The organism is Mesorhizobium sp. P2_B11 (assembly GCF_056404855.1).
Map to the genome: position 1 here is coordinate 49,396 of NZ_JBFUDF010000015.1, position 11,911 is coordinate 61,306.

The following is an 11,911-nucleotide window of genomic DNA, read 5'->3' on the forward strand; positions in this document are numbered from 1 at the left end:
GCTCTAGTCGAGCACCGAGACAACCGCCTTGGCGAGAGCGTCCATGCCGTCTTCGGGCAGGCCGGCGACGTTGATGCGGCTGTCGCCGACCATGTAGACGCCGTATTCGGCCCGCAGCCGTTCGACCTGCGCCTCGGTGAGGCCAAGCCTTGAAAACATGCCGCGGTGGCTGGCGACGAAATCGAAGCGGTCGGAATTGGATTGCCGGCGCAGCGCATCGGCAAACAGAACGCGCAGCTTGAGCATGCGCAGGCGCATCTCCTCGAGTTCCGCCTCCCAGTCGGCGCGAAGGCCATCATCTTCCAGCACCATGCGTACCGCGGCCGCACCATGGTCCGGCGGCATGGAATACATGGCGCGCGCCGCCGCCAGCATCTGGCTCATCGCCACATCGGCCTCAGCGCTGTTCTTGGCCAGGATCATCGCCGCGCCGACGCGGTCACGGTAGACGGCAAAGTTCTTCGAGCAGCTCGAGGCAACGACCATTTCCGGCACCTTGGAGGCCAGCAGGCGCAAACCGGCGGCATCGGCGTCGAGGCCTTCGCCAAAGCCCTGATAGGCAATGTCGACAAAGGGCAGCAGCCCGCGCTCGACGACGAGATCGGTAACCTTCGCCCACTGGGCGGCATCGAGATTGGCGCCGGTCGGGTTATGGCAGCAGCCATGCAGCAGCACGATGTCGCCGGCCTCGGCTTTTCCCAGCGCCGCCAGCATGTCGTCGAAGCGCACCGCGCCGGACGCCGCGTCGAAATAGGGATAGTCGCGCACCTTGAGGCCGGCGCCGCGCATCACCGGTGGGTGGTTCGGCCAGGTCGGGTCCGACAGCCAGACGGTCGCGCCGGGGCGCGTCCGGCTAAGCAGCTCCGCCACCAGCCGCAGCGCGCCGGAGCCCCCCGGCGCTTGCGCCGCGCGAATGCGCGTCATGTCGGCGGTGGGGCCGAAGGCCAGCTTGACCATCGCCGTGTTGAAGGCGGTATCGCCGGGAAGGCCGAGATAGGTCTTGGTGTCCTGGCCCTGCAGCAGCCGCTTCTCGGCCTCGCGCAGGGCGCGCATGACCGGTGTCTTGCCGTCGCGGTCCTTGTAGACGCCGACGCCCAGGTCGATCTTGTCGGGTCGCGGATCGGCGCGGTAGAGGCCAATCAGGGCGATGATCTTGTCGGCGGGAGCAGGCTGCAGTGTTTCGAACATGAAGAGTGGTTCCGGTGGCGGCGGATTGATACGCAAATCGGCCGGGCTTCGCCAGCGCTTTCATGTGCACCAGACGGAAAGCTTGGCGAGGACCATCGGCGGCGACGGAATCTCGCCTACACGTTCCTGTCACATGGGCGTAGTTTGAATAGCTTAGCCGGGACAGACAAAGCGTTGCGGCGAAAGGACAATGATGAGCCAGCAAGATAAATTCGATCTCGCCATTGTCGGCGCCGGCATTGTCGGTCTTGCGCATGCGCTCGCTGCCGTCCGCCGCGGCCTTTCCGTTGTTATCATCGACCGCGATGCGCAGGCCAACGGCGCCTCGGTGCGCAATTTCGGCTTCGTCACGGTGAGTGGCCAGGAACGCGGCCAGGTGTGGCGGCGCGCCATGCGCTCCCGCGATATTTGGCTGGAAGTGGCCGGGCCGGCCGGCATCGACATCATCCAGCGCGGCACGGTTGTCGTCGCGCGGCGTCCCGAGGCGCGCAGCGTGGTCGAGGCGTTCCTGCAGACCGAGATGGGCGAGGGCTGTTCACTGCTCGAACCGGACGATTTGCGCCGCCAATACCCACAGCTTGCCGGGCGGGACTTTGCCGGTGCGCTGTGGAGCCCGCACGAGGTGCGTGTCGAGTCACGCCAAGCGATCCCGCAGCTTGCCGCGTTCCTAGCCCAACAGCACGGCGTGGAATTCCGGCGCGAAACGGCAGTACGCGCCATCGAGCCGCCATCGATCGAGACCAGCCGCGGCACAGTTCACGCTGACAAGGTGGTTGTCTGCCCCGGCGATGATCTGGCGACGCTTTATCCCGAACGAATTGCGCTCTACGGCGTCAGGCGCTGCAAATTGCAGATGATGCGGCTTGCCGATCCAGGTTTCCGGCTTCCGTCTCCGGTGTTGTCGGATCTTGGGCTGGCGCGCTATTCCGGTTTCGGGGCCTTGCCTGAGGCCACAGCCTTGCGGCGTCGGCTCGAGAGCGATCAACAGCAGGCGCTGGACAATGGCGTGCACCTGATCGTGGTGCAGAGCGCCGACGGCACGCTGGTGGTCGGCGATTCGCATCACTATGCAGCAACGCCCGATCCGTTCGCCTCGGAGCGGGTCGACGAAATCATCCTGGAAGAGTTCAGCGCCGTCTTCGGCGGCCCGCCGCCGCGGGTGCTGGAACGCTGGACCGGCATTTATGCCTCGGCTGCCGACCACACGATGTTCGCCGACGCGCCGCAGGAGAATGTGCGCATGGTGATGATCACCAGTGGCACCGGCGCCTCGACGTCGTTCGCCATCGCCGAAGAGGTGATCGATGACCTCTTCGGTTCAACCACGGCAGACGCCAGAAAGATCGCCTGATGACCACCCAGCACCTGCTTCGCGCCGTCGTTTTCGACTGGGCCGGCACCGTTGTCGATCATGGCTCGCTGGCGCCGATGGGCGTCTTCGTCGAAGCGTTCCAGGAATTCGGTGTCGCCATCACCATCGAGGAGGCGCGCGGACCGATGGGCATGGCCAAACGCCCACACATTGCCGCGCTGATGGCGCTGCCGCGGATCTCGGCCGCCTGGGCCAAACAGCACGGGCATGCGCCGACCGACGCCGATATCGATGCCGTCTACAACGTCTTCGTGCCGAAGAACCGGGCGGTGGCGGCGCGCTTTTCCGATGTCATTCCAGGTGTCGCCGATGTGGTCGCCACGCTGCGCGCGCACGGCCTCAAGATCGGCTCGACCACCGGCTACACGCGCGACATCATGGCCGAAATCCTGCCGGGAGCGGCAGCACACGGTTTTGCCCCGGATTGCCTGGTCTGCACCGGCGATACGCCGGACGGCAGGCCGACGCCGTTCATGCTGTGGAAGGCGCTGACCGAACTCGGCGTCTATCCGCCATGGCTCAGCGTCAAGGTCGACGACACCGAGGTCGGCATTGCGGAAGGCATCAATGCCGGCGCATGGACGGTCGGCGTGTCGGTGACCGGCAACGTCTTCGGCCACTCACTGGCCGAAACGCAGGCAATGGCGCCAGAAGTGTTTCGCAGAAAGCGCGCCGAGGCCTCGGCCAGGCTCAGCGCCGCCGGTGCGCACTATGTCGTCAACGGCGTTGCCGATCTGCTGCCGGTCATTGCCGTAATCGAGGGCAGGCTGCGACGCGGCGAGCGACCCTGAGGGAGCAACTGCCAAGCTGTCAGTGCGTCGCCAGCGGCTTGAAACGCGGCTATGGCCTTGAATTCGTGGCGACCCGCCGCATAAGCGCCCGTCCGAGCACTGTGAGCACAATGCCGATCAGCAGGAAGGCGCCGCCGATCAGTCCGGCCAGCCCTGAGAGAAACCAGCGCCCGGCAAAGCCGTCGATCGAGGCATTGTTCGGATTGGTGGGATCATAGGCGACGGTAAGGCTGTCGCCGATACCCCAGAACGAGGAGCGGATGGCATTGGTGAAGCGGATGACGGTGCCGTCGACCGTCGAGAACTCGACGAGCGGGTAATATTCGGCGGCGACAATCTTGCCCGGCGCCGTGGCCGTGCGGGGCCCGTATGTTTCGATGGACGCCAGCACAGCGGAAGCGATAATCGCGACGATGCCAAGGATCATGAATACCCTGCCGACGATCGGCAGCGCCGCGGCACCCGTCACCCGATCCCCACCGACCATCTTTTGCTCCTCTGGAAAGACAGGAAGGCTAGACCAACAGCATAAGGCAAACATCTGCCGCGCGGGAGATAGGCGTTGAGAGGCAGACTTCTGATTGCATGATACCTATTGTGGCGGCGCAAAATGTTTTTGGCGGGCGAGGGATTAAAATCCCCACATGCTCCGTACACAGGGCATGAAACGATCGATGCCACGCTTCGATATAGTTGGACAGCTGGGTTCGCTCAGGCGCTATGCACGCTCGCTGACGCGCGACAGTGCTGACGCCGAGGACCTGGTGCATGACGCGCTCGTGCGCGCCTATGAACGGCGCGGCACATTCCGCTCCGGCGGCAATCTGCGGGCATGGCTGCTGTCGATCGTCCACAACGCCTTCATCGATAAGATGCGTTCGCGCCGTTCGGAAGCGGCACGCGTCGAGCAGGCCGGCTACCTCACCGACGCCAGCACGCCGGCGCCGCAAGAACATTCCGTGCGCCTGGCGCAAGTGCGCGAAGCTTTTTTCAGCCTGCCGGAAGAACAGCGTTCGGCGCTGCATCTGGTCGCCATCGAGGGCCTTTCCTACCAGGAGGCTGCTGACGCCAGCGGGGTGCCGCTGGGCACGCTGATGTCGCGCATCGGCAGGGCGCGCGCGGCACTGCGCTCGATGGAAAGCACTGCCCCTTCGCCGGCCAAAAACCATCTTAGGATCGTGGGAGACCCGTCATGACCGATCTGTTGCGGGACCCGGTGACCGATACCGACCTCGACGCTTATGTCGACGATCAGCTGGACGTCGCGCGTCGCATCGAGGTGGAAGCGTTTCTGTCGGCTCGTCCGGAAGCGGCGGCGCGGGTGATGTCCGATTTGCGGACGCGCGACGAGCTGCGCCTGGCGCTGGCCGCTTCCACCGGGATGGCACGGCCGGCGACGACGGAGGTCGCGCGCCGGCTGGGCAGGGGGCTCGCCAGTCGCCGCGTCTTCGCCGTGCTGCAGCGGGCGGCCGCGGTTGCCGTCTTTGTCGCCGCCGGCTGGCTGGCGAACGGCCTGTTCGGACCGCTGCTGGTGACCCAGGTCGTGGCCTCGCCGACGCCGCCGGCCTATGTCGAAGAAGCGATCCGAGCGCACAGGACGACGCTCATGCGCGAGGCGATGCCCTCGCAGCTTGAGGCGCCCAACTACAATGCCGACGAAATCCGCGCGGCGACCGCCATCGTCATGCCGTCGCTACCCAAGGACTGGAAGGTCCGCGACGTGCAGATCTATCCGTCGCGCTTCGGGCCGAGCGTCGAGGTGGCGCTGGAGACGAAGGATATGGGGCTGGTCTCGCTGTTTGCGATCCGTCCCGGAACCTTCGACGTGGTCAAGCCGGCAATAGCGCCTTCGGGCGATATTTCCTCGGCCTATTTCCAGATCGGCGAGGTCGCCTACGCGGTCGTTGCGCGCAGCGATGTCCACGACCTCGACCGCGCCGCCGAGACACTCGCCAAAACCCTTTACTAAAGACCTCACACAAGGAGAACCCGCATGAACACCCCTGACCTTGGCTACCGCATGGGCGCTGGCGCCGTCTATGACGAGGGCCTGCGCAGCCACATGCTGCGCGTCTACAACTATATGGGCATCGGCCTGGTCGTCACCGGCATCGTCGCCATGGTGGTGGCCTCGACGCCGGCTCTCTACGTGCCGATCTTTTCCAGCCCGCTGAAATGGGTGGTGATGCTGGCGCCGCTGGCCTTCGTGCTGCTGTTCTCGTTCAAGATGCAGACGATGTCGGCGGCGAGCGCCCAGACCATGTTCTGGGCCTTCTGTGCGGTGATGGGCCTGTCGCTGGCTTCGGTGTTCCTGGTCTTCACCGGCACCAGCATTGCGCGCACCTTCTTCATCACCGCCACCATGTTCGGCGCCACCAGCCTCTACGGCTACACCACCAAGCGCGACCTGACGCAGTTCTCGTCGTTCATGATCATGGGCCTGATCGGCGTGGTGATCGCCAGCGTCGTCAATATCTTCCTCGGCTCGACCGCGCTGCAGTTCGCCATCTCGGTGATCGGTATCGCCGTGTTCGTCGGCCTGACCGCCTGGGACACGCAGACGATCAAGGAACAGTATGCCGAGAATTTCGACGCGGAATCGCAGCAGAAGCTCGCCGTCTTCGGCGCGCTGTCGCTCTATTTGAACTTCGTCAACATCTTCCAGCTGCTGCTGAATTTTACTGGCGAGCGCGAATAGTCCGAACCGTAGCAGGCAACATTTTTCCAACGTGGCCGGAGGGAAACCTCCGGCCTTCTTTTTTGCATGCCGTCCTGTGGCGTGTGGCCGGCGATGGCGGCATAAGAGCCAATGCTGCCTGCCGCTCTTGAGTTCACTGGCAAGCCTTTGCTAGCCTGCTGCCAGATCAGCCAGCCGCGAGGAATTCATGGAACAGGTGACCCTTCACGGCGACGGCATTTCGGCGACGATCGTCGGGCAGGGGGCCGAACTCGTCTCCTTGCGCAACGCCGAGGGCCTGGAGTTTCTGTGGCAGGCCGGGCCGGAATGGCGGCGGCATTCGCCGGTGCTGTTTCCGATCGTCGGTCGGCTGAAGGGCGACCAGCTGCGCCATCGCGGCCAGGTCTATCCGCTGACCCAGCACGGCTTTGCCCGCGACAAGCCGTTTGCGTGGGCTGAGACGAGCCCCCGGTCCTGCACGCTGGTGCTGACCGACGATGCCGACACGCGCGCGCGCTATCCCTTCGCCTTTCGCCTGGCGGTCACCTACACGCTGGAACGCCGGCAACTCGATATCTCCTTCGACATCACCAACACCGGCGACGAGGTGCTTCCAGCCTCGGTCGGGGCGCACCCTGCCTTCAACTGGCCATTGCAACAGGGCCTCGCCAAGACCGACTACCACCTGACCTTTGCCGCGGACGAGCCGGCGCCGATCCGCCGGCTGAAGGATGGCCTGGTGCTGGCGGCACCGCAGCCGACGCCCATCGAAGGCAAAACGCTGGCCCTTTCCGAACAGTTGTTCGACGCCGACGCCGTGATCCTCGACCGGCCGGCCAGCACCAGCGTGCGCTATGCCGCCGCGCACGGTCCGGCGATCGAGGTGGCGTGGCAAGGCTTTAAGGAACTGGGGATCTGGTCCAAGCCCGGCGGCGCGCCGTTTCTGTGCATCGAACCCTGGCATGGCCTCGCCAGCCCTGTCGATTTCGACGGCGAGTTCGCCGACAAGCCGGGGGTGATGCTGATCGCGCCTGGCGGCAAGCGAAGCTTGAGCTATCAGATCCGGCTGGCCTGATCGATGAACGACCGGCAGAGGCGGCAGACATGAAACTTGGCTTCATCGGCACAGGTGCCCTCACATCGGCCATCGTCAGCGGGCTCAAATCCGTCGCGGATAATTCCCTCTCGGTGCTGCTGTCGCCGCGCAATGAAGAGATCGCCGCAGAACTCGCATCCCGTTATCCGGATGTGCGTATCGCACAGGACAATCAGGCGGTTCTCGATGCGTGCGACATCGTCATGCTGGCGGTCCGCCCGCAAATTGCGCACGACGTCTTGCCGCGTCTGCGGTTTCGGAGCGAGCATCACCTCATCAGCCTGATCGCCACGCTGTCGCGCGAGGAGATTGCCGGCCTGACGGCTCCAGCGCATCAGGTGACGAAAGCACTGCCCATGCCGATGATCGCGCACCGGCTGGGCGCAACGATCATCTGCCCGCCGGATGCAGCCGCGTCCGCCTTGTTCGGCAGTATGGGGAAGGTGATTGAGGTCGAGAACTCAGCCGAATTCAACGCGTTGAGCGTGGTCACCGCGACCTATGCCAGCTACTTCAAATACCTCGATACGATCAACAGCTGGCTCAAGAAGAACGGCGTGGAGGAAGGGAAGGGGCGCGATTACATCGCCTCGCTCTTCAAAGCCTTGGGTAGCGCTCCGGAGATGTCGCCGGATGCCGATTTCATGCATCTGGCGCAGGACTATGCGACGCGCGGTGGCATCAACGAACAGGTACTTCGCGAACTCACGGCGCGAAACGTGTTCGAGGCACTCAGCGAGAGCCTGGATGGCATACACCGGCGCATCGTCGGCGACACGCCTTGAAGGGCGGCGCCTTGAAATTCCCTGAATGATCAGGAGTATGGCTCCGACGGATATTCCGTACCGTTCGGGAGGGTCGACGGGTGCTTGGATGCTTGAAATTGATGGCAGCTGTGCTCGCTGTGCTGCTCGCCTTTCCCGTCGCTGCCGCTGATATCGACCGCGCCGACCTCTACCGTGCGCAGTCGGTGACCAACGGCACTGGCGAAGAGAACCGGGCCTGGGGCCTGGCGCCGTGCCTTGAAGAGGTGCTGGTCAAGGTCTCCGGCGATCCGCGACTGATCGGCGATCCGCGCGTTGCGGAGATGAGCCGGCACGCAGCCGATTACGCCACTGAAATCGGCTATCGCGACCTGCTCAACAATCGGCCCCCACATGACGAGCAGGGCACGCACGACCGGCCGCAATACATCACCGCCGACTTCGCTCCGGACAAGATCGATGCCTTGCTGGCGTCGCTCGGGCATAAACCGTGGCCGCTGCCGCGGCCTGCAATCGTCGCATTGCTCGACATAAAGCCGATGAAAGGCGACGGCTTCACGCTGCTGCGCGATGGCGGCGGCGAGCTCGAGGCGGATATGCGCGGCGCGCTGGCGGCCGCTGCATACCGGACCGGCTTGCCGCTGGAACTTCCCACACCACAGGACGTCGTGCTTGCAGACGTGACGCAAACCCTGAGTGGCGATGCCGTGCTTGCCGGCACCTTGGCATGGCGCCAGGAGGCGCTGGGTTGGGTCGGCGACTGGCGGCTTGCCTCCAAGGGCAAGGAATATCGCTGGCAGGTGCGCGGCGTCAGCTTCGACGACGCGTTCCGCAACGCTGTCCGCGGCACGCTGCAGATCCTGTCGGGCAATGGACAGCCGGAGCCATGACCATGCGCAGCGTCAGACGTTTCCTTTTGCCCGTTCTGGCCGCAGCGTCCATTCTCGGCGCATGCTCCATGCCTGCTGTTGCGGGTGAGGTTTCGCCTCCCAGCTTGACCTCTCCAGACAAGCGATTGATCGGTATTGCCGCCTGGGGGGCACAGGCCGATCTGGATCGATTGCAGGCATTTACGAGCAAGAACGGCTTTCCCTGCAGGCAAATGGACGCGCCGGAAGGCCGGGAACTGTTCATCCTATTTCCGCCCGGCAGCGATGCGTCTGCCGTTGCAGCCTTTCTCGATCAACTGCGCGGCAGTGAGTTTTCTACGCTTCGGTTCGGGTCGGTTATGGCGCCTGACAGCCAATAGGCCCAACACATAAAACGGGCGGGAGCGGGGGGAGCCAGTCCGTTGCGGTCATCCGGTCAATCTGCAACCATGGCGTCACGATGGAAAAGTTTACCGCGCCATGGCCTTTGATGCAAACCGCGATCGAGCCAAAGTCGAAGGCCGATCAGGAGAGGCTGCTTGTCGCGTTGTCGAAGCTGGCGGACGAGGATCCGTTGTTCGAGGTCAGGTGGGACGCGGAATCGGGCCAGACGATCATGGCCGGCAGGGACGAGCCTCATCTCGATACCGTGATTGACCGCCTGCGCCGCGAGTTCAACGTCGAGGTGAATGTCGGCGTGCAGCAACTGGCCTATCGCGAAACAATCACTCGTCCGCACGAACAGGATTACACGCACAAGAAGCAGTCCGGCGGCACCGGCCAGTTCGCCCGCGTCAAGATCCTGTTCGAACCGCACGCGGACGGTTGGGACTTCGTGTTCGGGTCCAGGATCGTCGGCGGTGCGCTTCCAAACGAATATTTAGCCGGCGTCGAAAAAGGGGTACGCAGCGTGCTGTCTTCGGGCCCGTTCGCGGGCTTCCCGATGCTTGGCGTCAAGGCGACGCTGACCGACGGTGCTTATCACGATACCGATTCCTCGGCCCTGGCTTTCGAGGTCGCCGGCCGTGCCTGCTTTCGCGACGCCGCTCCATACCTTGGCGTGCAGCTGCTCGAGCCGATCATGAAGGTCGAGGTGGTGACGCCTGAAATCTATGTCACGAGCGTCGTTGGCGTACTGCACAGCCGTCGCGGCCGTGTCCTGAGCCGGGAAACCCGCGGCGAGGCCGTCGTCGTCAATGCGACTATGCCGCTCGCGACCGTTCAAAAGCTGGTGAATGCGCTCGAGTCGCACTCGAAAGGACAGGCACGCATGAGCATCAGCTATGCAGGATACGCTCCTGTTCCTCCGTCAACCGACGACCGCGACCCGCCGGCCTCCATGGCCATGGCTCGATGACGCCGCCGAAATTCTCCTCGCGGGCAGGGTTCCTTGTCGGCCTCGGCATCACGCCCATCGCCTTCTTCCTGGCACTCTATTCGGCCGGCGCAGGCCATGGAGACTATATGCTGGCGCGGCTTCTCTACCCGGTTCCCATGCTGGCAACGCTGTTGACCGACACAACCATCACCGGCCTTTCCATCGGATTGGCGGCGCTGCAGTTTCCTGCCTATGGGGCATTTGTTGCGCGCGGCGGGCGCTTCAGGTGGCTGGCCCTTGGCGTCTTCCATGGTGTCGCAACCGGAGCCGCCTTCAGCGGGGCTCTAGCGAGTTTTTCGGGATGAAACTGCCACCTTCGCGATGACCGCTTATCCCGGCGCCAGCCCGTCGAGCAGGAAGCCGAGGCCTTTGCGGAAGGCGCCGTCCCAATCGTCGTCCAGCAGCAGGCGGGAGCGTCCGATTGTCGGGTAGGGGCCGCTAAGCTGCTCAAGGCGCTGCTGCGCCGCGGCCCTGTCTTCGTCAGAGACACCGAAGCTGGCCCGGGTGATGGTGGCGCCCATCACATAGTTCCACAGCGACCATATCGCTGCGTTCAAATCCGCGTCCGCCACGCCGGCCCTGGACAAGGTCTTGCTCATGCGTTCCAGGCGACTGAGGATGTTTTTGCCGAGCGCCCGGCGCGGCAACAGCGATGTCGACCAGGGATGGCGGAGCATGCTGGCTCGCCAGTCCTCAAGCATATGAACGACTTCCGTGCGCCAGTCTTGAGGCCTGTCCTCCTGCGGCAACGCGCGATAGTCGAGCACCGCATCGAGGGCCAGATCCAGGACATCCTCCTTGCTGTCGACGTGCCAATACAGGCTCATCACGCCCGCGCCGAGGCGATCAGCCAACCGGCGCATCGTCAATCCGTCCAGCCCCTGAGCGTCCAGCAGTTCTACTGCGGTCGCGACGATACGGTCCCGGGAGAGAGGCGGTTCGCCGGACTGCTCCTGCACGGGCTGAGGGCTTGTCCTTGGAGAGCGTTTGCTTCGGGCGCCGCTGCGTTTGGCTGCCATTCGTCTTCCTCGTCAATGAGCGTCAGTTTTGGCAGGCATCGTCAGGAATGTCGACGCTGACGGCTTGACTAGTACGCTGTACCATACGATGAATCGTACATCGTATGAGTCATCGTATGACTGATATGGCTAAAGTTCAATCACGCCGGGTTGCGAGGGTCGTTCGCAGCCTGCGGGGCCGAGAGAAAATCATGTCACACGCAATCAAGCATCTGCTTATCGGAGGGCTAATCATCATGAACATATCAATCCCCACGGCGACGACGGCGACTGAGAACAAGCTGACCATCGTCAATCCAAAAACCCTCTATGACCCGTCGCCGAACGGCTACAGCACGGCGGTGATCACGCCGCCCGGAGCCCGTGTGGCCTATATTTCCGGGCAGGGCGGCCAGGACGCCACCGGAGGCCTGTCGCCCGACTTCGCTGTCCAGGTGAAACAGGCCTATGCAAACCTGCGTGCCGCGCTCGAGGGTATCGGCGCGAAGCCCGATCAGGTCGCCAAGCTCACGGTCTTCGTGGTCGACCACGACATGTCCAGGCTCGAGGTGCTGACCAGCAACGTCAAGGAGATGTTCGGCGACGCGCTGCCGGCGCAGACGCTGGTGCCCGTTCCCAAGCTTGCAATCGACCCGATGCTGTTCGAGGTGGAGGCGGTGGTGGTGCTTGATTAGCGGAGAGTCTGATCGCTCGAAATGAGTTGAGCGCGCCGCCAGCTCAGGCGTTGGCACGGCTTGAGCTGGCGACCTCGGACTGT

At 64.0% G+C, this 11,911-nt stretch carries 14 protein-coding genes and 1 pseudogene; 12 read left to right on the forward strand and 3 right to left on the reverse strand.

What is annotated here, in order from left to right:
- Positions 1-3: 3 nt before the first annotated feature.
- Entirely contained in the window at positions 4-1,188 is a 1,185-nt protein-coding gene (locus AC1DYJ_RS30860; protein ID WP_477281598.1) for an amino acid aminotransferase, read from the reverse strand.
- 190 nt (positions 1,189-1,378) lie between these two features.
- Here AC1DYJ_RS30860 and AC1DYJ_RS30865 point away from each other — a divergent pair, with 190 nt between their 5' ends.
- Together AC1DYJ_RS30865 and phnX are read left to right on the forward strand one after the other, a co-directional pair.
- Complete coding sequence (locus AC1DYJ_RS30865) at positions 1,379-2,539, forward strand: TIGR03364 family FAD-dependent oxidoreductase (RefSeq protein WP_477281600.1); 1,161 nt, start codon at positions 1,379-1,381, stop codon at positions 2,537-2,539.
- The gene (gene phnX, locus AC1DYJ_RS30870) at positions 2,539-3,351 is read left to right on the forward strand and encodes a phosphonoacetaldehyde hydrolase (protein WP_477281601.1); all 813 of its coding nucleotides are present in this window, start codon (positions 2,539-2,541) and stop codon (positions 3,349-3,351) included. The genes AC1DYJ_RS30865 and phnX overlap by 1 nt, the downstream gene beginning before the upstream one ends.
- 49 nt (positions 3,352-3,400) lie before the next feature.
- On the opposite strand, the gene AC1DYJ_RS30875 is transcribed toward phnX, so the two are convergent.
- Positions 3,401-3,838, reverse strand: coding sequence for a DUF3592 domain-containing protein (locus AC1DYJ_RS30875; protein ID WP_477281603.1), 438 nt, complete (start codon positions 3,836-3,838; stop codon positions 3,401-3,403).
- A gap of 175 nt (positions 3,839-4,013) precedes the next feature.
- Between AC1DYJ_RS30875 and AC1DYJ_RS30880 the strand changes: the two genes are divergently transcribed.
- The 9 genes and pseudogenes from AC1DYJ_RS30880 to AC1DYJ_RS30920 all read left to right on the forward strand — a co-directional run bounded on the left by AC1DYJ_RS30880 (position 4,014) and on the right by AC1DYJ_RS30920 (position 10,440).
- Positions 4,014-4,547: a sigma-70 family RNA polymerase sigma factor gene (locus AC1DYJ_RS30880; RefSeq protein ID WP_477281763.1), complete on the forward strand. Its 534-nt coding sequence runs from the start codon at positions 4,014-4,016 to the stop codon at positions 4,545-4,547.
- A complete protein-coding gene (locus AC1DYJ_RS30885; RefSeq protein WP_477281605.1) occupies positions 4,544-5,320 on the forward strand; it encodes an anti-sigma factor family protein in 777 nt (258 codons plus the stop codon). The genes AC1DYJ_RS30880 and AC1DYJ_RS30885 overlap by 4 nt, the downstream gene beginning before the upstream one ends.
- Positions 5,321-5,344: 24 nt before the next feature.
- Positions 5,345-6,049, forward strand: a complete 705-nt coding sequence (locus AC1DYJ_RS30890; RefSeq protein ID WP_477281607.1) for a Bax inhibitor-1/YccA family protein — start codon at positions 5,345-5,347, stop codon at positions 6,047-6,049.
- Between the two features lie 187 nt (positions 6,050-6,236).
- Positions 6,237-7,103, forward strand: coding sequence for an aldose 1-epimerase family protein (locus AC1DYJ_RS30895; RefSeq protein WP_477281609.1), 867 nt, complete (start codon positions 6,237-6,239; stop codon positions 7,101-7,103).
- A 29-nt stretch (positions 7,104-7,132) separates the two neighbouring features.
- Positions 7,133-7,909 carry a pyrroline-5-carboxylate reductase gene (locus AC1DYJ_RS30900; protein WP_477281611.1) on the forward strand — a complete coding sequence of 259 codons (777 nt, stop codon included), beginning with the start codon at positions 7,133-7,135 and terminating at the stop codon, positions 7,907-7,909.
- Positions 7,910-8,010: 101 nt separating this feature from the next.
- On the forward strand, positions 8,011-8,778 hold the full coding sequence (locus AC1DYJ_RS30905; RefSeq protein WP_477281613.1) for a DUF2066 domain-containing protein: 768 nt from the start codon (positions 8,011-8,013) through the stop codon (positions 8,776-8,778).
- Positions 8,775-9,137 (forward strand): hypothetical protein, encoded by a 363-nt coding sequence (locus tag AC1DYJ_RS30910; RefSeq protein ID WP_477281615.1) that lies wholly within the window; start codon positions 8,775-8,777, stop codon positions 9,135-9,137. The genes AC1DYJ_RS30905 and AC1DYJ_RS30910 overlap by 4 nt, the downstream gene beginning before the upstream one ends.
- A 74-nt stretch (positions 9,138-9,211) precedes the next feature.
- Positions 9,212-10,114: pseudogene (locus tag AC1DYJ_RS30915) on the forward strand (translation factor GTPase family protein); the annotation flags it as partial.
- On the forward strand, positions 10,111-10,440 hold the full coding sequence (locus AC1DYJ_RS30920) for a hypothetical protein (protein WP_477281616.1): 330 nt from the start codon (positions 10,111-10,113) through the stop codon (positions 10,438-10,440). The pseudogene AC1DYJ_RS30915 and the gene AC1DYJ_RS30920, both read left to right, overlap by 4 nt.
- Positions 10,441-10,464: 24 nt before the next feature.
- Here AC1DYJ_RS30920 and AC1DYJ_RS30925 read toward each other — a convergent pair whose 3' ends face one another.
- Positions 10,465-11,154 (reverse strand): TetR/AcrR family transcriptional regulator, encoded by a 690-nt coding sequence (locus AC1DYJ_RS30925; RefSeq protein ID WP_477281618.1) that lies wholly within the window; start codon positions 11,152-11,154, stop codon positions 10,465-10,467.
- Between the two features lie 191 nt (positions 11,155-11,345).
- Here AC1DYJ_RS30925 and AC1DYJ_RS30930 point away from each other — a divergent pair, with 191 nt between their 5' ends.
- Complete coding sequence (locus AC1DYJ_RS30930) at positions 11,346-11,828, forward strand: RidA family protein (protein ID WP_477281620.1); 483 nt, start codon at positions 11,346-11,348, stop codon at positions 11,826-11,828.
- The last annotated feature ends 83 nt before the right edge of the window (positions 11,829-11,911 follow it).